The sequence below is a fragment of the Microbacterium sp. 8M genome (assembly GCF_902506375.1).
GTDB lineage: Bacteria > Actinomycetota > Actinomycetes > Actinomycetales > Microbacteriaceae > Microbacterium.
The window spans coordinates 2,606,121-2,632,990 of sequence record NZ_LR733284.1 but is presented as its reverse complement, the minus strand read 5'-3'; the positions used below and the strand labels follow the sequence as shown (position 1 = coordinate 2,632,990).

23 protein-coding genes are annotated in these 26,870 nt (G+C 72.0%); 18 read left to right on the top strand and 5 right to left on the bottom strand.

Going from position 1 to position 26,870, the window contains the following annotated elements; translation table 11 throughout:
• The first annotated feature begins 57 nt into the window (after positions 1-57).
• Genes AERO9AM_RS12590 through AERO9AM_RS12575 form a run of 4 tightly spaced genes read left to right on the top strand, consistent with a single transcriptional unit; the run spans position 58 to position 3,742 of the window.
• Complete coding sequence (locus tag AERO9AM_RS12590) at positions 58-756, top strand: sigma-70 family RNA polymerase sigma factor (protein WP_442923257.1); 699 nt, start codon at positions 58-60, stop codon at positions 754-756.
• On the top strand, positions 753-998 hold the full coding sequence (locus tag AERO9AM_RS12585; protein ID WP_159576445.1) for a zf-HC2 domain-containing protein: 246 nt from the start codon (positions 753-755) through the stop codon (positions 996-998). Before AERO9AM_RS12590 ends, AERO9AM_RS12585 begins: the two co-directional genes overlap by 4 nt.
• Positions 999-1,055: 57 nt before the next feature.
• Positions 1,056-2,369: a GNAT family N-acetyltransferase gene (locus AERO9AM_RS12580; protein WP_159576444.1), complete on the top strand. Its 1,314-nt coding sequence runs from the start codon at positions 1,056-1,058 to the stop codon at positions 2,367-2,369.
• Between the two features lie 29 nt (positions 2,370-2,398).
• Complete coding sequence (locus AERO9AM_RS12575; RefSeq protein WP_159576443.1) at positions 2,399-3,742, top strand: APC family permease; 1,344 nt, start codon at positions 2,399-2,401, stop codon at positions 3,740-3,742.
• Positions 3,743-3,749: 7 nt separating this feature from the next.
• Here the strand turns inward: AERO9AM_RS12575 and AERO9AM_RS12570 are convergent, their stop codons facing one another.
• Positions 3,750-7,457 (bottom strand): multifunctional oxoglutarate decarboxylase/oxoglutarate dehydrogenase thiamine pyrophosphate-binding subunit/dihydrolipoyllysine-residue succinyltransferase subunit, encoded by a 3,708-nt coding sequence (locus AERO9AM_RS12570; RefSeq protein ID WP_159576442.1) that lies wholly within the window; start codon positions 7,455-7,457, stop codon positions 3,750-3,752.
• A 238-nt stretch (positions 7,458-7,695) separates the two neighbouring features.
• Between AERO9AM_RS12570 and AERO9AM_RS12565 the strand changes: the two genes are divergently transcribed.
• The 3 genes from AERO9AM_RS12565 to AERO9AM_RS12555 all read left to right on the top strand — a co-directional run bounded on the left by AERO9AM_RS12565 (position 7,696) and on the right by AERO9AM_RS12555 (position 11,689).
• Positions 7,696-9,159 carry a GuaB1 family IMP dehydrogenase-related protein gene (locus AERO9AM_RS12565; protein WP_159576441.1) on the top strand — a complete coding sequence of 488 codons (1,464 nt, stop codon included), beginning with the start codon at positions 7,696-7,698 and terminating at the stop codon, positions 9,157-9,159.
• 158 nt (positions 9,160-9,317) lie between these two features.
• The gene (locus AERO9AM_RS12560; protein ID WP_159577530.1) at positions 9,318-10,631 is read left to right on the top strand and encodes a hemolysin family protein; all 1,314 of its coding nucleotides are present in this window, start codon (positions 9,318-9,320) and stop codon (positions 10,629-10,631) included.
• Positions 10,628-11,689: a hemolysin family protein gene (locus AERO9AM_RS12555; RefSeq protein WP_159576440.1), complete on the top strand. Its 1,062-nt coding sequence runs from the start codon at positions 10,628-10,630 to the stop codon at positions 11,687-11,689. The genes AERO9AM_RS12560 and AERO9AM_RS12555 overlap by 4 nt, the downstream gene beginning before the upstream one ends.
• 90 nt (positions 11,690-11,779) lie before the next feature.
• Here AERO9AM_RS12555 and AERO9AM_RS12550 read toward each other — a convergent pair whose 3' ends face one another.
• On the bottom strand, positions 11,780-12,847 hold the full coding sequence (locus AERO9AM_RS12550) for an NADH:flavin oxidoreductase/NADH oxidase (protein ID WP_159576439.1): 1,068 nt from the start codon (positions 12,845-12,847) through the stop codon (positions 11,780-11,782).
• Between the two features lie 102 nt (positions 12,848-12,949).
• On the opposite strand from AERO9AM_RS12550, the gene AERO9AM_RS12545 reads away from it, so the two are divergent.
• Genes AERO9AM_RS12545 through AERO9AM_RS12525 form a run of 5 tightly spaced genes read left to right on the top strand, consistent with a single transcriptional unit; the run spans position 12,950 to position 17,577 of the window.
• Positions 12,950-13,945 (top strand): ADP-dependent NAD(P)H-hydrate dehydratase, encoded by a 996-nt coding sequence (locus AERO9AM_RS12545; RefSeq protein WP_159576438.1) that lies wholly within the window; start codon positions 12,950-12,952, stop codon positions 13,943-13,945.
• A complete protein-coding gene (locus AERO9AM_RS12540; protein WP_236602610.1) occupies positions 13,942-15,294 on the top strand; it encodes a hypothetical protein in 1,353 nt (450 codons plus the stop codon). Before AERO9AM_RS12545 ends, AERO9AM_RS12540 begins: the two co-directional genes overlap by 4 nt.
• Positions 15,294-15,626, top strand: coding sequence for a thiamine-binding protein (locus AERO9AM_RS12535; RefSeq protein ID WP_159576437.1), 333 nt, complete (start codon positions 15,294-15,296; stop codon positions 15,624-15,626). The genes AERO9AM_RS12540 and AERO9AM_RS12535 overlap by 1 nt, the downstream gene beginning before the upstream one ends.
• A gap of 9 nt (positions 15,627-15,635) precedes the next feature.
• Complete coding sequence (locus tag AERO9AM_RS12530) at positions 15,636-16,877, top strand: MFS transporter (protein WP_159576436.1); 1,242 nt, start codon at positions 15,636-15,638, stop codon at positions 16,875-16,877.
• A gap of 52 nt (positions 16,878-16,929) precedes the next feature.
• Positions 16,930-17,577, top strand: coding sequence for an NUDIX hydrolase (locus tag AERO9AM_RS12525; RefSeq protein WP_159576435.1), 648 nt, complete (start codon positions 16,930-16,932; stop codon positions 17,575-17,577).
• Positions 17,578-17,644: 67 nt separating this feature from the next.
• Here the strand turns inward: AERO9AM_RS12525 and metX are convergent, their stop codons facing one another.
• Positions 17,645-18,853 (bottom strand): homoserine O-acetyltransferase MetX, encoded by a 1,209-nt coding sequence (gene metX / locus AERO9AM_RS12520; RefSeq protein WP_159576434.1) that lies wholly within the window; start codon positions 18,851-18,853, stop codon positions 17,645-17,647.
• Positions 18,854-19,057: 204 nt separating this feature from the next.
• On the opposite strand from metX, the gene AERO9AM_RS12515 reads away from it, so the two are divergent.
• Entirely contained in the window at positions 19,058-20,554 is a 1,497-nt protein-coding gene (locus tag AERO9AM_RS12515; RefSeq protein WP_159576433.1) for an alkaline phosphatase, read from the top strand.
• A 62-nt stretch (positions 20,555-20,616) separates the two neighbouring features.
• Positions 20,617-21,126, top strand: coding sequence for a hypothetical protein (locus AERO9AM_RS12510; RefSeq protein ID WP_159576432.1), 510 nt, complete (start codon positions 20,617-20,619; stop codon positions 21,124-21,126).
• 162 nt (positions 21,127-21,288) lie between these two features.
• On the opposite strand, the gene AERO9AM_RS12505 is transcribed toward AERO9AM_RS12510, so the two are convergent.
• Positions 21,289-22,149: a hypothetical protein gene (locus AERO9AM_RS12505; protein ID WP_159576431.1), complete on the bottom strand. Its 861-nt coding sequence runs from the start codon at positions 22,147-22,149 to the stop codon at positions 21,289-21,291.
• 408 nt (positions 22,150-22,557) lie between these two features.
• Positions 22,558-23,880, bottom strand: a complete 1,323-nt coding sequence (locus AERO9AM_RS12500; protein WP_159576430.1) for a bifunctional o-acetylhomoserine/o-acetylserine sulfhydrylase — start codon at positions 23,878-23,880, stop codon at positions 22,558-22,560.
• A gap of 167 nt (positions 23,881-24,047) precedes the next feature.
• On the opposite strand from AERO9AM_RS12500, the gene AERO9AM_RS12495 reads away from it, so the two are divergent.
• From AERO9AM_RS12495 to AERO9AM_RS12480, 4 genes are read left to right on the top strand one after another with little or no spacing between them, the layout of a single operon-like run.
• Entirely contained in the window at positions 24,048-24,881 is an 834-nt protein-coding gene (locus AERO9AM_RS12495) for an SDR family oxidoreductase (RefSeq protein ID WP_201298631.1), read from the top strand.
• A 2-nt stretch (positions 24,882-24,883) separates the two neighbouring features.
• Positions 24,884-25,603, top strand: a complete 720-nt coding sequence (locus tag AERO9AM_RS12490; RefSeq protein ID WP_159576429.1) for a Type 1 glutamine amidotransferase-like domain-containing protein — start codon at positions 24,884-24,886, stop codon at positions 25,601-25,603.
• The gene (locus AERO9AM_RS12485; RefSeq protein ID WP_159576428.1) at positions 25,603-26,292 is read left to right on the top strand and encodes a uracil-DNA glycosylase; all 690 of its coding nucleotides are present in this window, start codon (positions 25,603-25,605) and stop codon (positions 26,290-26,292) included. Before AERO9AM_RS12490 ends, AERO9AM_RS12485 begins: the two co-directional genes overlap by 1 nt.
• Positions 26,289-26,828: a GNAT family N-acetyltransferase gene (locus AERO9AM_RS12480; RefSeq protein WP_159576427.1), complete on the top strand. Its 540-nt coding sequence runs from the start codon at positions 26,289-26,291 to the stop codon at positions 26,826-26,828. The genes AERO9AM_RS12485 and AERO9AM_RS12480 overlap by 4 nt, the downstream gene beginning before the upstream one ends.
• The last annotated feature ends 42 nt before the right edge of the window (positions 26,829-26,870 follow it).

Here is a 26,870-nt window from a genome sequence, read left to right as displayed (position 1 = left end):
CTACCCTACTGAAGGCCTCCGATCGGAGACCGCGGGAAGACGGAGAAGGACGGGCCCATGCTGGCGACGCTCGAGCGAGTGCCCCTCGACGTGGACGGCTCGGTGCACCCCGATCTCGACGGCCTAGACTGGCTGGCGATGAACGATCAGGCACCGCTGGACGCGCAGCCCGACGCGGAGTCCTCCGCGCGCCGGGAATTCGAGGAGCAGGCGATCCCCTTCATGGATCAGCTCTACGCCGCCGCCATGCGCATGACGCGCAACCCCTCCGACGCCGCGGATCTGGTGCAGGAGACGTTCGTGAAGGCGTTCGCCTCGTGGTCGAGCTTCACCCAGGGCACGAACCTGAAGGCCTGGCTCTACCGGATCCTGACGAACACCTACATCAACATCTATCGCAAGCGGCAGCGCGAGCCCTACCAGGGCACGATCGACGAGCTCGAGGACTGGCAGCTCGGCGGCGCCGAGTCCACCACGGCCACGCACAGCCGCTCGGCCGAGGCCGAGGCGATCGACCGCATGCCCGCCTCCGTCGTCAAGGAGGCGCTGCAGGCGGTCCCGGAGGACTTCCGGCTGGCGGTGTACCTCGCCGACGTCGAGGGCTTCGCCTACCAGGAGATCGCCGACATCATGAAGACCCCCATCGGCACCGTGATGAGCCGCCTGCACCGCGGGCGCCGCATGCTGCGGGAGCTGCTGGCGGAGTACGCCGCGGAGCGAGGCATCGCCGCGGCCGGCACGAGGAGCACGAAATGACGGACTGCGGGTGCGCCAAGGCGCGGCAGGACCTGGAGGAGTACCTCCGCAACGAGATGTGCAAGACGGAGCACTCCGACATCCGCGAGCATCTCGAGCACTGCGCATCGTGCGCGGAGGAGGCTCTGGTGGCCACCACGCTGACCGAGGTCGTGTCGCGGGCGTGCAAGGAGACCGCGCCCGAGGAGCTGCGCGATCAGGTGCTGGCGCGTCTGCGCGCCGTCCAGGCGACCGTTCACTGACCTCGTCCCGCCGCCGACGGCGATCCCGGGTGTCAGCCGCCTGGATACGCTGAGGTCATGCATACCTCCGACGCGCGCACCGTCCCGGCCGACCCCCGCTCCCAGGAGCGCTTGAGCCTCTCCGGACTCGACTACCGCGTGGTGGACATGACGGATCCGGACGCGGCCCGTGCCTTCGCGCGCGCCGACGCCCGGGGATTCCTGGACAGCGAACCGCGCGACGAGAACATCGCGCTCATGCGCGAGATGATGCTCGAGCGGCGCAACATCGGGGTCTTCACCGCGGATGCGGACGCGGACGCGCTTCCCGTGGCGACGGTCAGCTCCTGGGTCACCCCGATGACGGTGCCGGGCCCGGCGGGTGCGCACCTGCCCCTGTGGGCGATCAGCGCGGTCACCGTCGCGGCGACCCACCGCCGCCGCGGGATCGCCCGGAATCTGCTGGAGGGCGAGCTGCGCGCGGCCGCGGACGCCGGGGTGCCGATCGCCGGTCTCACCGCCACAGAGGCGACGATCTACGGCCGGTACGGCTTCGGCGCCGCGATCCCGGTCGCCCGACTGCAGATCGACGCGCGGCGTGCGCGCGGGATCGCCCTGCCCGACGGCGACGCCGCGACGCTCGAGTATCTCGAGCCGGACGCCCTGATGGCGGCGCTCGAGGAGGTGCACGAGCGCACCCGGCGCACCCGCGTGGGCGACATCCCTGGCTGGCCCTTGCGCTGGCGGCGGATGGCGGGGCTCGTTCCCGGCGACGAGAAGGCGCGCGCGGTGCGCGGCGTCCGTGCGGTCGACGCCGGCGGCGGCACCCGCGGTGTGCTCGCCTACACGCTCGACGAGGTGCGCGACGAGTTCGGCGCCGATCTCCTCGTGCGCCATCTCGACGCGGAGACGCCCGAGGCGCTGCGTGCGCTGTGGGCGTTCGCCGTGAATCACGACCTCATCCGCACGGTGCATGCCGACCTCCGCCCGGTGGACGACCCGCTGCCGTGGCTGGTGGCGGACCAGCGCGCGGTGCAGACCGTCGTGCACGACCACGGCTGGCTGCGGATCCTGGACGTGCCGGCCGTGCTGCAGTCCCGCGAGTATCGGGCGCCCCTCGACGTCGTGCTGCGCGTGACGGATCCGCTCGGCCTCGCCGACGGATCCTGGCGTCTGCGGATCGCGGCGGACGGCACGGCGACCGCCGCCGCCACGACGGAGGACCCGGATGTCGAGCTCGGCGTGGACGCCCTGAGCTCGCTGTGCCTCGGCGGGGTGAGCGCCACGACCCTGCGCGCGGCCGGGCGGCTCGCCGCGACGGCGCGGACCGCGGAGCAGATCGAGAACGCGTTCAGCCTCCCCACGGCCCCCGCGCTCAGCATCTGGTACTGAATGTCGGACCCTCCCGCTACCGTCGAGGCATGACTGCGATCCGCCCGGCAGAGGGCGCCGACGGCACCGGACTGACTCCGGAACACGGGCGCGCCGGACTGGGGCTCGCGCCGGGCATCGCGCTCTATCTGGCCTCCGTTCTCGGCACCGGACTGCTCGTGCTGCCGGGACTCGCCGCGAAGACCGCGGGACCCGCCAGCCTCATCGCGGTCGGGGTGATCACTCTGCTCGCGGTGCCGCTCGCCGGCGCCTTCGCAGCCCTCGCCGCACGCCACCCCGATCCCGGCGGCGTCGCCAGTTACGCGCGCACCGCGCTCGGCCCCACGGCCGCCAGGGCCACCGGATACTGGTTCCTCTTCGGCGTGGCCGCGGGCGGTCCCGTCGTCGCCGTCCTCGGCGCCCGCTACATCGCCACCGTCGTCGGGATCGATCGGGCGGGCATCCCGTGGCTCGCACTCGGATTCCTCGTGGTGCCGTTCGTGGCGAACCTGTTCGGCGTGCGGCTCACCGGCTGGCTGCAGCTCGTGCTCACGGGCCTGCTGCTCGCGATCGTGGTCGTGGTGGTCGCGGTCGCCGCGCCCGCGGTGCGGCCGGAGAGCTTCACGCCGTTCCTACCGCACGGCTGGGGCGGCGTGGGCACCGCCATCGTGATGTTCGTGTGGGCGTTCGCGGGCTGGGAGGTGGGCACCCACATCTCCGGCGAGTTCGCCCGCCCACGGCGCACGATCCCGCTGGCGACCGCGATCACGCTGGTGCTCGCCGGCGGGTGCTACCTCGCGCTGCAGCTCGTCACCGTCGGCGCGCTGGGGGAGCGGGCCGGCCAGGGCGACGTCGTCCTGCTGGATCTCGCGGAGTCCGGCGGGGTGCGCGCCGCTCCCACGCTCATCGGCGTGGTCTCGGCCGTGGTGGCGCTCGGCGTGCTCAACGTGTACCTCGCGGCGTTCGGCAAGCTGGGGGCCTCGCTGGCGTCCAACCGCGACCTGCCGCGCTGGTTCGCGAAGGGCGTGGAGTCCGGCGCCGTCCCGCGCCGGGCGCTGATGCTGTCGATGGTGCTGGTGCTGGCCTACTTCGGGGTGTCGTGGGCGACCGGGTTCGACCTGCAGCCGTTCATCCTCATCCACACGGCAAGCATGGTCGCGGTGTACACGATCGGCATGATCGCCGCGATCCGGATCCTGCCCCGGCGCACGCCCGGTTGGTGGATGGCCGTGATCGCGTCGCTGTGCACGGTCGGCCTGCTGCTGCTCGCGGGGGCGGCGCTCGTCGTCCCGGTCGTGGTCGCGGTCATCGCGGTGGCGGTGACCCTCGTGCGCCGCGCGCGGGAACGACGACGCGGTGCCCCGGAGAACCGGGACACCGCGTCGGTGGTCTGAGCCGGGCTCAGAGCGTCAGTGCTCGCGCGAGCAGGTCGGCCTGCTCCGCCGCGTGCACCTTCGAGGATCCGGTCGAGGGCGCCGCCGAGGCCGGCCGGGTGATCGGGCGCACCACGCGCGGACCCGGCACGGTCTGGAAGTGCAGTGCGAGGAACGGCCAGGCTCCCTGGTTCTCCGGCTCCTCCTGCACCCAGACGATCTCGGCGTTCGGGTAGGTGTCGGCGATCGTCTTGAGCGCGCGCAGCGGCACCGGGTACAGCTGCTCGACCCGCACCAGGGCGATCTCCGGGTTGGGGTTCTTCTCCAGCTCGGCGAGCAGATCCCAGTGCACCTTGCCCGAGTGGAAGATGACGCGCTTGACGGCGTTGCGGTCCAGCTCGCGGGTGTCGTCGATGACCGTCTCGAAACGGCCCTGCGTGAAGTCCTCCACCGCGCTCGTCGCGCCGCGCAGGCGCAGCATCGCCTTCGGCGTGAACACGATGAGCGGCTTGCGCGGCTTGGCGTACGCCTGACGCCGCAGCAGGTGGAAGTAGCTCGCCGGGGTGGACGGCCGCGCCACGGTCATGTTGTCCTGCGCGCACAGCTGCAGGAAGCGCTCCATGCGGGCGGAGGAGTGGTCCGGCCCCTGGCCCTCGTAGCCGTGCGGCAGCAGCAGCACCACGCTCGACTGCTGGCCCCACTTCTGCTCGGCCGCGGAGATGTACTCGTCGATGACCGACTGGGCGCCGTTGACGAAGTCGCCGAACTGCGCCTCCCAGAGCACGAGGGCCTCGGGACGCTCCACCGAGTAGCCGTACTCGAAACCGAGCGCGGCGTACTCGCTGAGCAGCGAGTCGTACACGAAGAAGCGGGCCTGGTTGTCCGAGAGGTTCGCCAGCGGCAGCCACTCCTGGCCGTTCGCCCGGTCGTGCAGGACGGCGTGGCGTTGCACGAACGTGCCGCGGCGCGAGTCCTGGCCGGCCAGGCGCACCGGGGTGCCCTCGACCAGCAGCGAGCCGAACGCGAGCAGCTCGCCGAAGCCCCAGTCGATCCCGCCGTTGCGGCTCATGTCGACGCGCTTGTCCATCGCCTGCTGCAGCTTCGGGTGCACCGTGAAGCCCTCGGGCTTGTTCGCGTGCGCGTCCCCGATGAGGTGGATGACCTCGAGCGGGACGCCGGTGACCTCCGGGGTACCGATCTGCTCGTCCACCGGCGGCAGGTCGGGGGCGATCGGAGTGGCGCCGGTCTCGGCCGCGTGCGTCTCGGCGAAGGCGATCTCCAGGCGGTTCTGGAAGTCGGCCTTGGCCTGGTCGTACTCCTCCTGCGTGATGTCGCCACGGCCGACGAGGGCCTCGGTGTACAGGCTGCGCACCGAGCGCTTGGCCTGGATCAGGTCGGTCATGAGCGGCTGCGTCATCGACGGGTCGTCGCCCTCGTTGTGTCCGCGGCGGCGGTAGCAGACGAGGTCGATCACGATGTCGCGGTGGAACGCCTCGCGGTACTCGAAAGCGAGCTGCGCGACGTGCACGACGGCCTCGGGGTCGTCGCCGTTGACGTGCAGGATCGGCGCCTGGATCGTCTTGGCGACGTCGGTCGCGTACACCGAGCTGCGCGAGTCGTTCGGCAGCGTGGTGAATCCGACCTGGTTGTTGACGACCACGTGGATCGTGCCGCCGGTGCGGTAGCCGCGCAGCTGCGACATCTGCAGGGTCTCCACGACGACGCCCTGGCCGGCGAAGGCCGCGTCGCCGTGCACGAGGATCGGCAGCCAGGTGAAGGTGCCGATCGGCTTGCGGTCCTGCTTGGCGCGCGCGATGCCCTCGAGCACGCCGTCCACGGTCTCCAGGTGCGACGGGTTCGCGGCGAGGAGGATCGGCAGCTCGGCGCCATCGTCGGCGATGAACGTGCCCTCCTTGCCCAGGTGGTACTTGACGTCGCCGGATCCGCGCTGGTTGCCCGGGAGGGTGGATCCCTCGAACTCGCGGAACACCTGGCCGTACGTCTTGCCGGCGATGTTCGCGAGGACGTTCAGGCGGCCGCGGTGCGCCATGCCGATCGCGGCGCCGTCCAGGCCCGCGCCGGCTGCGCCCTGCAGGATCTCGTCCAACAGCGGGACGAGCGACTCCGCACCCTCGAGCGAGAAGCGCTTCTGGCCGACGTACTTGGTCTGCAGGAAGGTCTCGAACGCCTCTGCCTCGTTGAGCTTGCTCAGCACGCGCAGCTGCTCGTCGTGACCGGGCTTGACGTACTTGACCTCGACCTTGTCCTGGAACCAGCGGCGCTGCTCGGGATCCTGGATGTGCATGTACTCGATGCCGATCGTGCGGCAGTACGAATCCCGCAGCACCCCGAGGATCTCGCGCAGCTTGAGCTGGCGCTGGCCGCCGAAGCCGTTCGTGACGAACTCGCGGTCCAGGTCCCAGAACGTCAGGCCGTGGGTCTCGATCTCGAGGTCGGGGTGGGTGCGCTGCACGTACTCGAGCGGGTCGATGTCGGCCATGAGGTGGCCGCGCACGCGGTAGGAGTTGATGAGCTCCTGCACGCGCGCCGTCTTGTCGATGCGCTCGGCCAGGTCGACCGCGATGTCCTTGTTCCAGCGGATCGGCGCGTAGGGGATCCGGAGAGCCCGGAAGATGCCCTCGTAGAAGCCGCGCTCGCCGATGAGCAGCTCGTGCACCTTCTTCAGGAACTCGCCGGATCCGGCGCCCTGGATGACGCGGTGGTCGTAGGTGCTGGTGAGCGTGATGGTCTTGCCGATGCCGAGGACGTCCAGCGTCTTCTGGCTGGAGCCCTGGAACTCGGCCGGGTACTCCAGCGCGCCGGCGCCGATGATGCAGCCCTGGCCCTTCATGAGGCGGGGCACGGAGTGCACCGTGCCGATGCCGCCGGGGTTCGTGAGCGAGAGCGTGGTTCCCTGGAAGTCCGCGGCGGTGAGCTTGTTGCCGCGGGCGCGGACGACGAGGTCCTCGTAGGCGGAGAGGTACTCGCTGAAGGTCAGCGTCTCGGCGCGCTTGATCGACGGGACGAGCAGGGCACGGGTGCCGTCGGCCTTGGGGATGTCGATCGCGATGCCGAGGTTGATGTGCGCGGGGGCGACCACGCTGGGCTTGCCGTCGACCTCGGCGTAGTAGACGTTCTGGCTCGGGAAGTCCTTCAGCGCCTGGATCAGCGCCCAGCCGATGAGGTGGGTGAAGCTCACCTTGCCGCCGCGCGTGCGCGACATGTGGTTGTTGATGACGATGCGGTTGTCGATCATCAGCTTCGCCGGGACGGTGCGCACGCTCGTCGCGGTCGGGACGGTCAGCGACTCGTCCATGTTGGCGGCGAGGGTCTTCGGCATGCCGCGCAGCGGCGTCACGACGTCCTCGTGCTGCTCGGCGCCGGGATCGCCGGTGGCGCGGTCCTGGGCCTGCGCGGGGATCGGCGCCTGACGCGCCGGCTTCGTGGTGGTGCGGGCGACCGGCTGCTGGCCGATCACGGGCACCGGCGCGGTCACCGGGTGCGCACCGGAGGCCGGCGCAGGCGTGGCGGTGCCGGGGGCCGCGGGTGCGGACGGAGCGACGGGAGCGGCGGTCGCCGCCTCGGACGGACGATAGTTCTCGAGAACCGGCCACCACTCCTTGTCGACGGAGTTCCGGTCGACCTTGAACTGCTCGTACAGCTCGTCGACGAGCCAGGAATTGGCCCCGAACTCTCCATCTCCAGAAGTCCCGACGCCGGTCACCTGGCTCGACACGCTCGATCGCCCTCTTTCATCGCTGAATCGGTGGGATCCGTCCCCGGTGGTCTCCGGGTATGGCCACTCATCCGGGTGTCAAGCCTAACGTGTCGACGACCCGTACCGGGCCCCGGCACGGAGGTTCCGGCGGGTCCGATCCGAACGGGCTTCGAGGGCCGCTCCACCACGCGCGCTCGCGGGCCGCGGCCGGGCACGTCGCCGGACGGAGGGGAGAGCGGACGGCTACCCTGAGACCATGCAGTTCTCCGGCGAGCTCCCCATGGTCGACCTCACGTATTCCGACGTGTTCCTGGTGCCGCGTCACTCCGATGTGACGAGCCGGCTGCAGGTGGATCTCGCGCCCCACGACGGCACCCCGGCGACCATCCCGCTGGTGTCGTCGAACATGAACTCCGTCACCGGTCCGCGACTGGCCGCGACGCTCGCCCGCCGGGGCGGGATCGGCGTGCTGCCGCAGGACATGCCCCTGCAGCAGCTGGACGAGGCGATCCGCTGGGTCAAGCGCCAGCCGGTCGCCTGGGACACCCCGATCGTGCTGTCGCCCCTCGCCACCGTCGAGGACGCGCTCCGCCTGATGCCCGCCACCGAGGGGCGCGGCATCGTCGTCGCTGATGCGCCCGACGGCCCCGACGGACTGCACGCCGACGCCATCCACGGCGTCCTGCCGGCCACCCGCCTCGCGACAGCCCTGCGCGACGCGCAGCTGGGCGACCTGACCCGCGCGGACTCGCCCTCGCTCGACGCGGAGGACGTGGCCGACCCGCGTGCCGCGTTCGACGCGATCACCGCCGTCGAGGCCGAGATGGTCACGGTGCTGCAGCACGGGCGCCTGGTCGGCACGCAGACCGCGCGCGGCGCGCTGCGCTCCACGCTCTACCGGCCGGCCGTCGACGCGTCGGGCCGCCTGGCCGTCGCCGCCGCGGTGGGCATCAACGGCGACGTCGCCGCGAAGGCGAGGGCCCTCGCCGCCGCCGGCGTGGACGTGCTCGTGGTCGACACCGCGCACGGCCACCAGGCGGGGATGCTGCAGGCGCTGCGCACGGTCGCGGCGCTCGAGCTCGGGATCCCGATCGTTGCGGGCAACATCGTCACCGCCGACGGCGTGCGCGACCTCGTGGAGGCGGGCGCATCCATCCTGAAGGTCGGCGTGGGGCCGGGCGCGATGTGCACCACGCGGATGATGACCGCGGTCGGGCGCCCCCAGTTCTCCGCCGTGCTGGAGACCGCCCAGGCGGCCGCGGACGCCGGCGCCCACGTCTGGGCCGACGGGGGAGTGCGCTACCCCCGCGACGTCGCGCTCGCGCTCGCCGCGGGGGCGGCGTCCGTGATGATCGGATCCTGGTTCGCCGGGACGATCGAGGCCCCGGGCGAGCTGCAGACCGACGCGGACGGGCGCATCTACAAGGAGTCCTGGGGCATGGCGTCGACGAAGGCCGTGCAGGCGCGCTTCGGGCGTCTCGACGCGTATGAGCGGGCGCGCAAGGAGCTGTTCGCCGAGGGGATCTCCTCCTCGCGGATCTACCTGGATCCGCTGCGCCCCGGCGTCGAGGACCTACTCGACATGATCACCTCCGGCGTGCGCTCCTCGTTCACGTACGCCGGCGCGTCGTCGGTGCAGGAGTTCCACGAGCGTGCCCTCGTCGGACTGCAGTCGGCGGCCGGCTACGAGGAGGGCAAGGCGCTCCCGGTCAGCTGGTGACGCCTGCAGGATCGACGTTCTCCTGCGGCCGCTCGGGGCGATCGCGCAGGTTCGCGACCGCCGGGTGCCAGTAGACTCGTGCGCACCATGGACGACCCTCCCTCCAGTAGTACCTCGCCCCACTGCCCGCTCTCCGCCTCGGCGGAGGTGACACCGTGATGGATTACATCTGGTTGGGCGTGGGGCTTCTGCTCATCGTCGGGACGGGGCTGTTCGTGGCCAGCGAGTTCGCCCTGGTCAACCTCGACCGTGCGGATCTGGAGGCGCGGCGGGAGCGCGGCGAGAGCCGGCTGAGCATGACGATCGCCGCGCTGAAGATCACCTCGACGCATCTCTCCTCCGCCCAGCTCGGTATCACGCTGACGACTCTGCTCACCGGTTTCACGATGGAGCCGGCGCTGTCGAACCTGCTGCGTCCGGTGCTGACGGGCTGGGGGATCCCCGAGCCGGTCACCGTCACGATCGCCGTGGTCGTGGCGATGACGGTCGCCACGATGCTGTCGATGATCCTCGGCGAGCTCGTCCCGAAGAACTTCGCGATGGCGCTGCCCGTCGCGACCGCCAAGCTGGTCATCCCGTTCCAGACCGCGTTCACCTGGGTGTTCCGCCCGGTCGTCGCCCTGCTGAACGGCAGCGCCAATGCGGTGCTGCGGGCGATGGGCATCGAGCCCAAGGAGGAGCTCAGCGGAGCCCGGTCCGCGGAGGAGCTCAGCTCGCTCGTGCGGCGCTCGGCGAGCGCCGGCGTGCTCGAGGAGGACACGGCGACTCTGCTGGACCGCAGCCTCGGCTTCGCCCGGCTCACCGCGGGCGACGTGATGACCCCGCGCCCCAGCATGCACGCGATCGCGGCGGCCGATTCCGCCGACGACGTGATCGGCCTGGCCCGGCGCACCGGGCACAGCCGCTTCCCGGTGTACGACGAGGACCTGGACGACATCACCGGCGTCGTGCATCTGAAGGCCGCCGTGTCGGTGCCCCGGGACCGCCGCACCGAGGTGCCGGTGGGAGCCCTCTCCTCCGAGCCGCTGCGCGTGCCGGAGACCGTCCACCTGGACGCGCTCGTGGCGGAGCTGCGCGGCGGCGGGTACCAGCTGGCCATCGTGGTGGACGAGTACGGCGGCACCGCGGGGATCGTCACCCTCGAGGATCTCGTCGAGGAGATCGTCGGAGAGGTGTCCGACGAGCACGACCGCAGCAGGGCGGGCGTCGTGAAGGGCCGCGACGGGATCACCTTCCCGGCCGAGCTGCGCCCGGACGAGCTCCGCGCGAGCACGGGCATCGAAGTGCCGGAGGGCGACGTCTACGACACCGTCGGCGGATATGTGATGAGCGTGCTGGAGCGGCTGCCCAAGGCCGGCGACGAGGTGCCGGTGCCCGACGGCACCCTGCACGTCGTGCGCATGCAGGGACGCCGAGTGGACCGGATCCGCTTCATCCCGGCGCCGTCCGCCGAGGAAGGGGGCGAGCGATGAACGATTGGGCCGGAATCGCGTGGCTGTTCGTGCTCCTCGCCTGCAACGCGTTCTTCGTGGCCGCGGAGTTCGCGGTGATCTCGGCGCGGCGCTCGCAGATCGAGCCGCTCGCGGAGCGCGGCTCCCGATCCGCGCGCACCGCGCTGTACGCGATGGAGCACGCGACCCTCATGCTCGCCACCTCGCAGCTGGGCATCACGGTGTGCTCGCTGCTGATCCTGAACGTCTCCGAGCCCGCCATGCACCACCTGCTCGAGGCGCCGCTGCACGCCATCGGCCTGGCCGAGGCGGCGGTGGACGTCGTGGCTTTCGCGATCACGCTCGTGCTGGTGTCGTTCCTGCACGTCATCTTCGGCGAGATGGTGCCGAAGAACCTTGCGTTCTCGGTGCCGGACCGCTCGGTGCTGATCCTGGCGACCCCGCTGGTGTGGGTCTCGAAGGTGTTCTACCCGGTGATCCGGGCGCTGAACGCGACCGCGAACGGCGTCGTGCGGCTGTTCCGCGTCGAGCCGAAGGACGAGGCCGCCTCGACGTTCACGCTCGAGGAGGTCGCGACGATCGTGGACCAGTCCCGCCGCGAGGGCGTGCTGGACGACTCCGCGGGAACGGTCAGCGCGGTGGTCGAGTTCACCGACAAGGACGCGCGCGACGTCGCCGTCCCGCTGGCGGGCCTGGTCACCCTTCCGATCGGCGCGACGCCCGACGACGTGGAGCGCGCCGTGGCCAAGCACGGCTTCTCGCGCTACGTCATCGTCGACGCCGAGGGCGCGCCCGTGGGCTACGTGCACCTGAAGGACGTGATCCGCTCGGCGGAGGGCCCGGAGGCCGCAGCGCGGGCGGGACTTCCCATCCCGGCGAAGCGGATCCACCAGATGGTGCCGATGCAGGAGGACACCGACCTCGAGGACGCGCTGGCGATCATGCGCCGTGCGGGGCGTCACCTGGCGCAGGTGCGCGACGCGGCCGGTGAGACCACCGCGGTCCTGTTCCTGGAGGACATCATCGAGGAGCTCGTCGGAGAGGTGCGCGACATCACGCGGCGCGGCTTCGGCCGCTGAACCGGGGCCCTTCGTCCCGCCTTCCGGCTCCTGAGCGAGCCGAAGGCGGGACGAAGGCGGGACGAAGGACGCTCAGGGGCCGGCCGGGACTCAGCGCCAGCGGGCGCGGAGGTACTGGTCGGGCCAGGCGATCACGTCGCCGAGCTCGTGCGCGGCCCGCAGGCCGAAGTGCGGGTCGCGCAGCCACTCCCGTCCGGCGAAGATCGCGTCGGCGGCGCCCTCGGCGAGCACGCTCTCGGCCTGGGCGCCGCTGGTCAGCAGGCCCACCGCGGAGGACGGGATCCGCCCGCCCCGGCGCACGGCCGCGGCGAGCGGCACCTGGTAGCCGGGATGCACGTCGATGCGCTGGTGGGCGACGAGACCGCCGCTGGACACGTCGATGAGGTCCGCACCGCGCGCCACCGCCCACTCGCCGACCTGCGCGGCCTCCTCGGCAGCGAAGCCGCCGGGGGCGTGGTCGGTCGCCGAGATGCGCACGAACAGCGGCACGTCCTCGCCCGCGACCGCGCGCACCGCCTCGGTGACCTCGAGCAGCAGGCGCGCCCGGTTCTCGAGCGAGCCGCCGTAGGCGTCGTCGCGGTGGTTGCTCAGCGGCGAGAGGAACTCGTGCAGCAGGTAGCCGTGCGCGCCGTGGATCTCCAGCACGTCGAATCCCGCGTCCAGGGCGCGGCGGGCGGCGGAGGCGAACCCCTCGACCACGGCGGCGATGCCGGCCGCGTCCAGGGCTGCGGGCTCGGCGAACCCCTCGAACGCGATCGCCGACGGCGCGACCGTGGGCCAGCCGCCCTCCGAGACGGGGACGGAGCCCTGCTCCGGCGCCCAGGGCCACCACGTCGACGCCTTGCGGCCCGCGTGCGCGAGCTGCACGCCGATGTGCGCGCCGCGCGCGTGCACGGCCGCGACGATCGGCGCCCACGCATCGCGCTGCGCGTCGTTCCACAGGCCGGTGTCGCGCGGGCTGATCCGCCCCTCGGGCAGCACCGCCGTGGCTTCGGCGATGATGAGCCCGGCTCCGCCGGACGCGAACTGGGCGAGGTGCGTGTGGTGCCATTCCTGCGGCACGCCGTCGACGGCGCTGTACATGCACATGGGGGAGACCCAGAGCCGGTTGCGCAGGACGAGGGAGCGGAGGGGCAGCGGGGAGAAGAGAAGGCTCACGCCACGACGCTACCGGCCGCGGAGCGCGTGGGGACGCGCGGAGACAGGATCCGGTCTCGCACCGGGCCGCAACCACAGGCTCGGCCCAGTACCGTTGATCCCATGCCTTCTCCGTCCGCCGGTGTGCTCGACGCGCACGGCCGTGTCGCGTGGACGCGCCATGACGTCCGCCGGCTGCTGCGTGTGCCCGGCCGGTCCGACGACAAGCGCACCCGCGGCACCGTCGCCCTGCGCACGGGCTCCCACGCGTACCCCGGAGCCGCGGTGCTGGGCGTGGAGGCGGCCTGGCGCGCCGGCGCGGGGTACGTGCGCTACCTCGGCCCGCGGCGACCCGCCGACCTCGTGCTGGGCCGCCGGCCCGAGACGGTCGTGGCCGAGCCCCTGCCCGCCGCCGAGGTCCGCGCCGACGCCTGGGTGATCGGCTCGGGCACCGATCCGGCGCTGCGCACGCCGGAGGAGACGGACGGGCTGCGGCGCCTGCTCGCGGGCGCGGTGCCGGTCGTCGTCGACGCGGGCGCCCTCGACCTGCTGCCGGCCCGCGCGCCGGTGATCGCCACCCCGCATGCGGGCGAGTTCGCTCGGCTGCGCACGGCGCTCGGACTGACGTCGGTCGGGACCGAGGCGCTGGACGACCCCGCGCGGCGCGCGGCCGCCGCCCTCGAGACCGCGGCGGCGCTCGGCGGGACCGTGCTGCTGAAGGGCGCGACCACGCTCGTCGCGGCACCCGGATCCGCCCACGCGATCGCCGTGGACGCGGGCACCGGCTGGCTCGCCGCGGCGGGCACCGGCGACGTGCTCGCCGGCGTGATCGGCGCCCTCGTGGCGGCCGACCGTGCCGGCGGCGGGGGTGCGCCGCTCTCCGAGCTCGCCGCAGCGGCAGCGTGGCTGCACGGCCGTGCCGGCCGGATCGCCGCCGGCGTCGCCGCCGGAGCGCCGGGGCATCCCGTCGTCGCCCTGGACGTCGCGGAGGCGCTGCCTGCCGCGTTCGCCGAGGCTCTCGCCGAAGGAGGTGCGGTCCCCGACGACCGCGCTCCCGTCCCGGACGGCGCACGCGTCGACGACCCCGAAGACCACCGGATCGAGGAGGACCACGCGTGAGCGGTGCCGAGCCGACGGGCGCGACCCGCGCCGCACAGACCCGGGCCGCCGCCGGACCGACGCCGGTGCGCCGTGCCGGGCTGCCGCTCGCCGTGCTGTGGGCCGCCTTCGTCCTGGCTCACCTCTACGTCGCGACGGTCGGCTGGTGGATGCCGGCGCTGCCGATGGGCGACACCGTGTTCGTGTACGAGCCGTGGTCGCGCAATGCGCTCGGGGGCGGCGCGGTCGTCGGGATCACCGAGAGCTGGGTGTACCCGCAGCTGGCCCTGCTGCCGATGCTCCTCGCCCAGGGGATCTCGCAGCTGCTGCATCCGCTCATCCCGGGCGCGTACGCGGTCGGATCCGCGAGCTACGTCGTCGCCTGGTCGATCCTGATCACGATCCTCGACGCCGTCGGGTTCGCCTTCCTGCTCCGCGGGCGGCGGGCCGCCCGCAGTCGGATCCGCCGCGGCGCGGCCCTGTTCTGGATGGCGGCGCTGGTCGCGCTCGGGCCGATCGCGATGTTCCGGATCGACGCGGTCACGGTGCCGCTGGCGCTGATCGGGGGGCTGTGGCTGTTCTCCCGTCCCGCGGTCGCGAGTGCGCTGTTCACGGTGGGCGCCTGGATCAAGATCTGGCCGGGCGCGCTGTTCGTCGCCGCCCTCGCGCTGCTGCGCGGGCGGATCCGGATGATCGTCTCGGCGGCGATCGTCACCTTCGTCGTGGTGCTCGGACTCGTGCTCCTGGGCGGCGGGAGGAACCTCCTCGGCTTCCTCAGTCAGATGAGCGGGCGCGGACTGCAGATCGAGGCGGTCGGGGCGACTCCGCTGCTGTGGCTCACCCAGACCGGCGTGACGCGCATCGAGTACGACCGGCAGATCCTCACGTTCCAGCTCGCCGGCCCTGGCGTCGATCTCGCAGCGGCCGTGCTCACCCCGCTCATGGCCCTGGCCGTGCTCGCGATCGCCGGGCTCGCGCTGTGGAAGCTGCGGTCCGGGGCGTCCGCGCGCCGGCTGCTGCCGGCGACGGCGCTCGCCCTCGTCGCCGTGCTGATCGCGTGCAACAAGGTCGGATCCCCGCAGTTCCAGGTGTGGATGCTCGCCCCGATCCTGCTGTGGTGGCTGTTCGACGGCCCGCGCGTGCGTGTCCCCGCGGTGCTCGTCCTCGTCGACTACCTGTTCACCCAGGCGGTCTACCCTGTCGTGTACGACGGTCTGCTGCGCGCAGAGGCGTTGCCGATCGCGCTGTTGAGCGTCCGCAACATCCTCGTCGTGGTCATCTGCGTGATCGCGATCCGCGCGATCGTGCGCACGCCGGTGCGCCGCGCTGCGGCCCCCGCCCGTGAAGTCCCCGAAACCCGGAGGTCCTGATGCTCGTCGCCTTCTCCGTCGCTCCCAGCGGATCCGCCCCCGACCGTCCGGAGAGCGCCGACGCCTCAGTGCACGACGCGGTCGCCGCCGCGGTGGCCGTGGTCCGCGCCTCCGGTCTCGCGCATCGCACCACGAGCATGTTCACGGAGGTCGAGGGACCGGACTGGGACACCGTCATGGACGTCGTCAAGCGCGCGACCGAGGCCGTGATGCCGTTCGGCTCCCGGGTGTCGCTCGTGCTGAAGGCCGATATCAGGCCCGGGTACACGGGCGAGATCGACGGCAAGATCGAGCGCCTGGAGCGTGCGATCGGCGAGTCCGGCACCCTCTAGGCTGGAGGGATGAAACCCTCGAGCCTCTCGAGGGGTGCGGCGACGCGGGCGCTCCTCTCTCTCGCCATCGGCAGCTTCGGCATCGGCATGACCGAGTTCGTCGCCATGGGCCTGCTGCCCGACATCGCCCAGGATCTGCTCCCTGGCCTGTGGGCGCAGAACCCCGACGAGGCGATCGGCCGCGCCGGTATCCTCGTCTCGCTGTACGCCCTCGGCGTCGTCCTCGGCGCGCCCACGATCGCGGGTCTCGTGGCGCGCTTCCCGCGGCACCGGGTGATGCTCGGCCTCGCGATCGCGCTCACGCTCGGCAACGGGCTCGCGGTCGTCCTGCCGACCTTCGAGACCGTCGGGCTCGCCCGCTTCATCGCCGGGCTGCCGCACGGGGCCTACTTCGGGATCGGCGCGCTGGTCGCCGCCGACGTGCTCGGCCCCGGCAAGCGCGCGAAGGGCGTCGCCTTCATCCTCACCGGACTCACGATCGCCAACGTGGTCGGCGTCCCGCTCGGCACATTCCTGGGGCAGCACTTCGGCTGGCGCATCGCCTTCCTGCTGGTCACGATCGTCTTCGCGCTCGCGAGCGTGTGCATCGCGTTCTTCGTGCCGCAGCACGCCGGGGATCCCGGGCGCACGTTCCGCGCGGAGCTGCGCGTGTTCCGGCGGCCGCAGGTGTGGTTCGCGCTCGCGACCGGCGCGATCGGGTTCGGCGGGTTCTTCGCCCTGTACAGCTACGTCGCGCCGCTCGTCACCGATCGCGCGGGAGCGCCGCAGTGGATGGTGCCGATCACGCTCGTGGTGTTCGGACTGGGGATGACCCTGGGCAACCTGCTCGCCGGTCACTTCGCCGACCGCAATCTGCGGCTCACCCTGCTCTACGGGATGGGCGGGCTGGCGGTGCTGCTCGCGCTGCTGGCCGTGCTGTCGTTCTCGATCTGGCTGCTCGTCCCGCTGGCGTTCCTGATGGCGGCGCTCTCGTCGGTCCTCGGCGTCTCGATCCAGACCCGGCTGATGGAGGTCGCGGGCGACAACCAGTCCATCGCTGCGGCGCTGAACCACTCCTCGCTCAACATCGGCAACAGCCTCGGCGCCTTCCTCGGCGGCCTGGTGATCGCCTGGGGCTGGGGCTTCGCGGCGCCGTCCTGGGTCGGTGCGGGCCTGGCGGTCATCGGGCTCGGCATCGCGCTCGCGTCCTACGCGGTGCAGCGCCGGTTCCACACCGAGACCGGATCCGTGCGGGTGCGCGACCTGGTCTGAGGTCGCCCGCCGCCTCGACGCGGCGACCGGCCGCGCGCCCTACGATGGGCTGATGAGCTCCGCCGAGTCCGACGACCTGCCCGTCGCGGGCACCGCGGTGGTCCTGCGCGACGCGCCCGGCGGCATCGAGGCGCTGCTGCTGCGCCGACCCGACCGGGGCTCGTTCGCGGGCGCCTGGGTGTTCCCCGGCGGCATGGTCGAACCCGGCGATCGCGTCGACGGCGCCGGGGAGCAGGAGGACGCGGGGCGTGCCGCGGTGCGCGAGACCGCCGAGGAGGCAGGCCTCGAGCTCGAGCGGCTCGTGCCCCTGTCGTGCTGGGTGCCGCCGGCGGGGATCCCGAAGCGCGTGCGCACCTGGTTCTTCCTCGCCGCTGATCCGGGCGGAGCGCTCCGCCCTGCGCCCGACGAGGTGGTCGAGGCGCGGTGGTTCGCACCGGAGTCGGCGCTCGCCGCCCGCGATGCGGGGGAGATCGTGCTCATGCCGCCGACCTGGCGCACGCTGCATGCGCTGCGGGGTGCGGCCGGCGTCGAGGACGCGCTGGCGCGCACCGGGGATCCCGCGGTCTTCCGCACCCGGATGCAGGCCACCACGACGGGCACGCTCTTCTTCTGGGACGGCGACGAGCTGGCGGGAGCCGCAGCCGGCGCCCGGGAGCGCCTGGTCGCCGAGGCTCCGGCCTGGCGGTTCGAGGGCTCCTGACCGCCCGCCCTTGTCGTCGCCGGTGAGGGGCGCCGCGCGCGCCGACGCCGGTGAGGGGCGCGCGGGCTCAGGATCCGAGGAGGCGCTCCAGGTGCATGCCGACGGCGTCGGTCTCGATGAGGAAGCCGTCGTGGCCGAAGTCGCTGGCGAGCACCACGGCCTCGTTCCCGTCGAGGGTGTTCGGGATGCCGCGGGCGATGCGGTGCTGGCCGTCCACCGGGAACAGCCGATCGGTGTCGATCCCGAGCACGAGCGTCGTCGCCGTCACCTGCTTGAGGGCGTCCTCGACGCCGCCGCGATCGCGGCCGATGTCGTGCGAGTTCATCGCCTCCACGAGCGTCAGATAGCTGTTGGCGTCGAAGCGGCGCGTGAACTTGTTGCCGTGGAAGTCGAGGTAGCTCTCCACGGCGTACCGCCCGCCGTGGCCGAGCGGCGACACGTCGGACTGCCAGGAGCGCTGGAAGCGCTGGTTCAGCTCGATCGGGCTGCGGTAGTTCAGCAGCGCCATGCGCCGGGCCAGGGCGAGGCCGCGGTGCGGGCCCTCGCCGACCGGGGCGTCGTAGTACTCCCCGCCCGCGAAGCGCGGATCCATCCGCACCGTCTCCAGCTGCACGAAGTTCAGCGCGAGCTGGTCGGCGGTGGTCACCGGGGGAGAGGACAGCACGGCGAGCCGCTCGACCCGTTCGGGATACCCGACGGCCCACTCCAGGGCGTGCATGCCGCCCATGGATCCGCCGATCACGGCACCCCAGCGCGCGATGCCGAGCGCGTCGGCGAGCAGCACCTGAGCGGCGACCTGGTCGCGGATCGTGAGGTACGGGAAGCGCGACGCCCATTCGTAGCCGTCCGGTGCGATGCTCGCCGGCCCGGTGGAGCCCTGGCAGCCGCCGAGCATGTTCGGGGCGACCACGAACCACCGGTCGGTGTCGATCGCACGGCCGGGGCCGACGATGTCGCCCCACCACCCGCTCGTCGCGTGCCCGCGGCCGGCCTCGCCGACCACGTGGCTGTCGCCGGTGAGGGCGTGCAGGACCAGCACCGCGTTGTCGCGCGCTGCGTTCAGCGTCCCCCAGGACTCGTAGGCGAGGCGGATCAGCGGCAGCTCCTCGCCACCCTCCGTGCGGAACGGCCCGAACGCCTCGAACAGCCGATCGCCGGCCGGATCCCCGTCCCGCCAGGCGCCGGTGGCGGGCGGACGGGCGCGCAGCAGGCGGGCGTCCGCCTCCGAGACGCGCGCCGAGGGCACGGTGTCCTCCGAGGTGGTCTGCCAGTCCATGGATCCATTCTCCCGGGTGGACTGCCGGGGCGGCGGCAGGTTACGGACGGATCCCGTCGACCCCGCTCCGTTCACCGTCCGGTCACCCGTCGTTCGCGTCCTGCTCTCGTCGGACCCATAGTTTCTGTTCATCCGACTCATAGATTCGCGATCGGCGCGCCCCGGTGAAGCCGATCGCCCCTGGACGCCCCTCAAGGAGCACTCATGAAACGCAGCATGGCAGCGCTGGCCTCGGCCGGCGCGATCGCGGCGGTCGTCGCGTCGATGATCGCCGGTGCGGCGGCCCCCGCCGTGGCCGCGCCGAAGTCCGGCGACGAGGGCCGGATCAAGAACGTCATCTACCTGCTCGGCGACGGCATGGGGCGCACGCACGTCACCGCCGGCCGGGAGCGCTTCTACGGCGCGGCGGGACGGCTGAACATGGAGACGATGCCCGCGCAGGGCTACGTGCAGACCTACGCGATCCAGAAGAATTCCGGCCAGCCGGGGCAGCCGGACTTCGTGCCCAACCTGGTCACCGACTCGGCGTCTGCGGCCACCGCGTGGTCGTCGGGCGTGAAGACCTACAACGCGGCCCTCGGCGTCGACGGCAAGGGTCAGGTCGTGCCCACGGTGATGGAGCTGGCCAAGAAGGCGGGCTACCGCACCGGCAACGTCAGCACCGCGGAGATCACGGATGCGACGCCGGCCGGCCAGATGACCCATCTGCTCGCCCGCGGATGCCAGGGCCCGGTGTACTCGGCCAAGTCCTGCCAGGACACGCAGATCACCGGATCCGAGCTTCCCACCAGCGACATTCGCGTGGTCCCCGCGGCCAAGCAGATCGCCCGCAACGGCACCGCCGACGTCATCTTCGGCGGCGGGCTGAGCCGCTTCGACGCCGCCGACGAGCAGGCGCTCAAGGACCAGGGGTACCAGGTGCTCGGATCCGCGGCATCGCAGACGGTCGCCTCGGCCGACGAGCTGCAGGCGGCCTCCGGGGACAAGGTGTTCGGCCTGTTCAACAAGGGCAACCTGACCGTCGAGAAGGCCAAGCAGGACCACCCCGACACTGCCGAGGCGAAGGAGCCGAAGCTCGCCGAGCTCACGCAGAAGGCGATCTCGCTGCTGGACGGCAAGGGCGCGAAGGGCAACGGCTTCTACCTGCAGGTCGAGGGGGCGCTCATCGACAAGCGCTCGCACGCCAATGACGCGGCGCAGACCCTGGAGGAGATCAAGGCGTTCGACGACGCCGTCAAGGTCGCTCTGGACTTCGCGAAGGCTGACGGTCACACGCTCGTCATCGTCACGGCCGACCACGAGTGCGCCGGATTCAACATCATCGAGAAGGGCAGCTTCACGAACGCCGAGGCGGCCAACCCGCCGGTGAACGTGGACAGCGGCAACCCGGCCAACAACTCGACTCCGTCCCGCCCCGGCGGCAACACGAAGGATCCGTCGCGCTCGACGGGCATCGTCAACGGCGCAGGTTCCGCCGACCCGCACAACTTCGCGCCGGCGACGTTCCGCACCCCGGACGACGCCGCCGACGTCGCCGACGGCAGCCCGGAAGCGAGCCTGTGGCTGACCTACCTGTCCGGGAACCACACGGGTGCCGACGTGCCGATCTACGCGTACGGATCCGGATCCGACAAGGTCCAGGGCACCATCGAGAACACCGATCTGTTCGGCATCGTCGCGGACGCGCTGCGCCTGCGTTGACCGAGTCTCTGGTGCGGGGGCGTCCGTGGGGCGCCCCCGCACCCTCGTCTTGCGGAGCCATCATGAGACCACTCCTGCCCGCCCTCCTCGCCGTCGCCGTCGCCGTGCTCGCGCTTGCCGGCTGCACGCCCGCACCCGCACCCGGCACGCCGAGCGCGCAGAGCGGCGTCGCGGCCACGACCCTGCCCGGGCTGGCGACCCCCACGGGCGAACCCGACCTCGCGTCGCTGCACGGCGTGCACCCCGAGCCCGGTCAGGCGGTGACCGCTGCGGGCCCGTTCGACGACCGCTTCGTCGTGCACGATCTCGCCTTCGACGGCTCCGCGGTGACCGGCACGATCGAGATCACCTCCGACGTCAGCGACGTGCTCGAACTCATGGTCGTCGCAGGGTTCTACGATGCGCAGGGCGCCCTCCTCGGCACCGCGCGGTTCGAGCGGCACGGCGAGGATCACGAGGTCCACGCCGGCCCTCCATCCGAGGCGACCGCCTTCCGCGTCGACGTGCCGGACGCCCTGCGCGGCACGGCCGCGTCGGCAGCCATCGGCGTGCCGGTGCTCGTCAACGAATAGGGGTGCGGCGCGCCGCGGCGAACCGTCGACGCCCCCTCGCGCCGTCCACGCCCCCTCGCGCCATCCACGCCCCCTCGTACCGTCGTGGTCGAGAGGGGGCACGGACGAGGGGAGGGGGCGAGGATGCGTTCTTCGCCGAGGGGGATCCACTGGTCGCGCAGGTCAGCCAGGTGGGTGGACGCCGAACGCGGCCAGCCGCTTGCCGAGCGTGTCCGCAGACGAGATGTGACGGTCTTCCCAGCGAGCGAACCGCCATCCGGTGACGCCGCGGACGTCGTCCTCACGCCGCTTCTCGTCGAGGACGACCTGTTCCACCGTTCGATCGCCGCGCAGCTCCTCGTCCGCGTATTTGCCCTGGCCATCGAACTCGCCGAATGTCCGGGATCTCGGAAAGCCGAAGTCGAGCCAGTAGTTCCGTCCTTCTGCTCCAGTGACCGGCACCTGCAGGAGCACCTCGCGGAAGCCGAGCTGATGCAGCAGGAAGCGACTGACGCTCTCACCCGGCAGCTGTGCCCGACCGTCGGCGAACTCGAGAATCCAGCGCGCGCGACGGATGCCACGTACTCTGCTCCGGTCGGCGCGCGCTGCCATTCGGGCGTGCCAGAGCATCGCTCTCTCCGAATCCTGTCGGTGCCCTCTGACGGACTCGCGGCCGAGGGCCGCATCTGCGGCGGAGAGCGCCGTCGTCGCAGGAGTTGAGCAAGCCAGGTCGAGAAGGGTCCGGTCCAGCGAGGTGCACCGGATTCCCTCGATTTCGACGATGTCCTCGGCTGGTACGTCGACGTTGTGCTGCATTGTGCCGGCGCGGGTGCGCCCATGGCGTGCACCGAGGATCGCGGTGTGCACATGTGCCGGCGTGAGCCGGTACAGCGGGAGGCCGTGCAGCACGGCGGCGGACGGACCCCAGAACACGGGCCGTTGTGGCCCGGAGTTCATCTGCAGGGCGGCGATCTGGATCAGATGGCGTCCCTCGTTCCAGAGCGCGAGGTTCTCCGCGGTATCGATGTAGCGGTTGCGTCGCACGCGTGTGAGTCGCTGCGAGGCGACGAGGGCCTCGATGTCTCGTTCCGTGCACCCGAGTGCGAGGAGGTCTTCGCGCGAACGCAGCAGACGACGTGCGCCCCAGATGTCTATCGACTTCATCCCGAGAGCATCGCGGCGGCGGAATGCGAGAGACGGCCCGATCGCGGGACCGGTGGACTCCTCGCATCGCCTGGCGAGTGTGCAGGGCGACGGGATCCCCGGAGTGCATCTCTGGTCGTCGCCCCCTCGTGACGCCGAGGCGCCCTCTCCGCCACGCGACTGAGAGGGGGCCTCGGCGCTCTGAGGGGGCCTCGACGCGGTGCGCTGTGGACGCCGCATCCGCCGCGCACACACGGAACCGCCCCGGATCGACTGGTCCGGGGCGGTTCCGTCTCTGAGGAGGAGTCGTCAGGCGCGGGCGGCCTCGGAGACCTTGCGCGCGGCGGCGAGGGCCTGGTCCAGGTCCGCCTTCAGGTCCTCGATGTTCTCGAGGCCCACCGACAGGCGCACCAGTCCCGGGGTGACGCCCGTGGTCAGCTGCTGCTCCGGGGTGAGCTGGGCGTGCGTGGTCGAGGCGGGGTGGATGACCAGCGAGCGCACGTCGCCGATGTTGGCGAGGTGGCTGAACAGGGTCAGGCTGTTCACGAACTCGCGGCCGGCGTCCACGCCGCCCTTCAGCTCGAACGAGAGCACGGCACCGACGCCCTTGGGCGCGTAGGTGTTCGCCGCGGCGTACCAGGGCGACGTGGGCAGGCCGGAGTAGTTCACGCTGGCCACGTCGTCGCGGGCGTCCAGCCACTCGGCGATCTCCTGCGCGTTCTGCACGTGGCGCTCGATGCGCAGCGACAGCGTCTCGATGCCCTGGATGAGGTTCCAGGCGCTCTGCGGGGCGATGGCGGAGCCGAGGTCGCGGAGCAGCTGGACGCGCGCCTTGATGATGTAGGCGAGGCCGTCGCCGACCGCGGTGGTGTAGCTGGCGCCGTGGTAGGACGGGTCCGGCTCGGTCAGGCCCGGGAACTTCTCCACGTGCTGCGACCACGCGAACTTCCCGCCGTCGATGATCGCGCCGCCGATGGTGGTGCCGTGGCCGCCGAGGAACTTGGTGACGGAGTGCACGACGATGTCGGCTCCGTGCTCGAACGGGCGGATGAGGTACGGGGTGGCGATCGTGTTGTCGACGATGAGCGGAAGGCCGGCCTCGTGCGCGACATCGGCGACGCCGCGGATGTCGAGGACGTTGATCTGCGGGTTGCCGATGGTCTCCGCGAAGAACAGCTTCGTGTTCGGGCGGACGGCGCGGCGCCACTCCTCGAGGTCGTCCTGGTTCTCGACGAACGTGACCTCGATGCCGAGCTTGGCGAGCGTGTACTTGAAGAGGTTGTAGGTGCCGCCGTAGATCGACGAGCTGGAGACGAAGTGGTCGCCGGCCTGGGCGATGTTCAGGATCGCGAACGTCGAGGCCGCCTGGCCGCTGGAGAGAACCAGCGCGCCGGTTCCGCCCTCGAGCGCGGCGAGACGCTGCTCGAGCACGTCCTGGGTGGGGTTCTGGATGCGGGTGTAGATGTTTCCGAACTCGGCGAGGGCGAACAGGTTCGCGGCGTGGTCGGCGTTGTCGAACACGTACGACGTGGTCTGGTAGATCGGCGTCGCGCGGGCCTTCGTGACCGGGTCGGGAGCGGCGCCCGCATGGATCTGCTTGGTCTCGAAGCGCCAGTTCTCGGCAGCGGTCATGATGTCTCCTTCATGGATGCGCGACACCGAACCGCGTCGCAGGGTAGGTGGGCCGCTCCTCGACCGGCTCGAGGACCGCGGCACTGCATCGAGAGTACGAAGTCGCGGTCGCTGTCAACAAGGCGCGGGACATGTGACGTAACAGGCGGATCCCGTAGCGTTGAGGCATGGCGACGAGCATTTCCACGGCCGGGTCCATCTCCGGCGATCCTGCGGCAGAACAGCACCGGCGAGCGGTGGTGACCGGGGCGAGCACCGGTATCGGCGAGGCGACGGTGCGCGCGCTGCGCGCCACCGGCTGGGACATCGTCGGCGTCGCGCGCCGTGAGGACCGGCTGCAGGCGCTCGCGGCGGAGACCGGATCCACGGCGTACGCCGCCGATCTCACCGACTCCGAGCAGATCGCCGGCCTCGCCGCGCACCTCGCGGAGACGGGGCCGCTGCACGCCGTGGTCCACGTCGCGGGCGGCGCCCGGGGCACGGAGCGCGTGGAGGACGGATCCGCCGAGAAGTGGCGGTGGATGTTCGAGGCGAACGTGCTCGCCGTGCAGCAGCTCACCGCGGCGCTGCTGCCCCAGCTGCGTGCGGCAGCGGCCGGCGGCGGCCACGCGGACCTGCTGTTCCTGACGTCCACGGCGGCCCGGCAGGGGTACCCGGGCGGATCCGGCTACAACGCCGCGAAGGCCGCGGAGTCGATGATCCCGCAGGTGCTGCGCCAGGAGCTGAACGGCGAGCCGATCCGGGTGACCGAGATCGCGCCGGGTCTCGTGCACACCGAGGAGTTCGCGCTGCGGCGGCTCGGTGGCGACGAGGTGGCGGCCGAGGCGGTCTACGCGGGCGTGGAGGCGCCGCTCGTCGCCGAGGACGTGGCCGATCTCATCGCGTACGCGCTGAACGCCCCTGGACACGTCAACCTCGACCTCGTCGTCATCCGCCCCGTCGCGCAGGCCGCCGCGCACCTGCTCGCGCGCGGGCCGCTGCGCCCGCGCGGGGAGGACTGAGCGTGGGCGTGCACCTCATCGGCGGCGGGTTCGGCCGCGCCGCCTTCGCGCCCTTCGCGGCGGAGGCGCAGGCCGTCGCCGCCGCGAAAGGCGTCGCGACACCGCGCGTGACCGTGGTGACCGTCCGCGAGGACGCGGATCCGCGCCACGCCGGCGATCTCGTCGCGGCACTCACCGCTGACGGAGCGATCGACCTGGAGACCCGCGTGACGACCGTCGGTCTGACGGACGTCGTGGATCCGGCGGTGTTCGACGACGTCGACGCCGTCGTCATCGGCGGCGGGCTCACCCCGGCGTATCACACGGCCCTCGAGCGCTGCTACGACCGCATCCGGACCGCGGTGCAGGGCGGCACGCCCTACCTCGGCTTCTCGGCGGGCGCGATGATCGCCGCCGAGCGTGCGATCCTCGGCGGCTGGCGGATCGGTGGCGTCGCGATCGCCCCCGAGGAGACCGCGGAGGACCTCGACGAGATCACGGTCGTGCCGGGCATCGGGCTCGTCGACGTGTCCGTCGATGTGCACGTCGCGCAGTGGGGCACCCTGTCCCGGCTGATCGCCGCCACCGAGGCGGGTGCGGTCGACGGCGGCGTCGGCATCGACGAGAGCACCGTGCTCATCGCGGATGCCGAGGGCCTGCGCATCGCCGGCGCAGGCAGCGTGTGGCGGGTCTTCGCGGGCTCCGACGGCGTGACCGTCTCGAGCGACCGGGCAGCGCTCTGATGCCGAAGTCGCTCGCTGAGCTCGCCGCCGACGGGCAGCTGGACCCGGGCTGGGCCGAGGCGCTGGCCCCCGTCGCACCGCTGGTCGCCGAGCTCGGCGACCGCCTGCGTGCCGAGAACGCCGCGGGACGCGGCTACCTGCCGGCGGGGCAGAACGTGCTGCGGGCCTTCTCCCGTCCGCTCGCCGACGTCAAGGTGCTCATCGTCGGGCAGGATCCGTATCCGACCCCGGGGCACCCCATCGGCCTGTCGTTCGCCGTGGACAGGGCGGTGCGGCCGCTGCCGCGCAGTCTGGCGAACATCTACCGCGAGCTGGAGACCGACCTCGGGATCCCGCCGGCCCCGCACGGCGACCTCTCGAGCTGGAGCGACCAGGGCGTGATGCTGCTGAACCGCGTGCTCACGGTCCGCCCCGGCACGCCTGCGTCCCACCGCGGCTGGGGGTGGGAAAAGGTCACCGAGCTGGCGATCCGCGCCCTCGTCGCCCGTGATGCGCCGCTCGTCGCCGTGCTGTGGGGCAGGGACGCGGAAGGGCTGCGGCCCATGCTCGGAGACACCCCGGTGATCGCTTCGGCGCACCCGTCCCCGCTGTCCGCGAGCCGCGGCTTCTTCGGATCCCGCCCGTTCTCCCGCGCCAACGCGCTGCTCGAGGAGCAGGGCGCGGCGCCCGTCGACTGGAGGATCGCGTGAGCGACGACCCCACCGCGGCCACCACCGGCTCCGACGATGCCTTCCGGATCCGCCCCGCCCGGCGCGAAGACCTCGCGGCCATCCGGGACATCTACAACCACTACGTGCGCACCAGCACGGTGACCTTCGACGAGGAGGAGACCGAACTGGCGGTGTGGGAGCACAAGCACGAGGTGCTCTCCGCAACGGGCCTGCCGTTCCTCACGGCCGAGGCCGCCGGGGGAGCGGTGCTGGGGTTCGCCTATGCGCAGCACTGGCGCGCCAAGTCGGCGTATCGCTTCAGCGCCGAGAACACGATCTACCTGCGGCCGGAGGCTGCCGGGAGGGGTCTGGGCGCGGCGCTGCTGCAGGAGCTGCTGGACGCGAGCGCCGAGGCGGGGCTGCGCGAGATCATCGCGGTGATCGAGCCGACCGCGGCTGCCGCCTCCATCGCGCTGCACCGGCGATTCGGTTTCGTCGACGCAGGCCACTTGCGCAATGTCGGCGTCAAGTTCGGCCGCTCACTGGACGTGGTGTTCCTGCAGCGCACGCTGTAGGTGCGGCGCACCGGATCACGTCAGCCGCCGCGTCGACGGTCT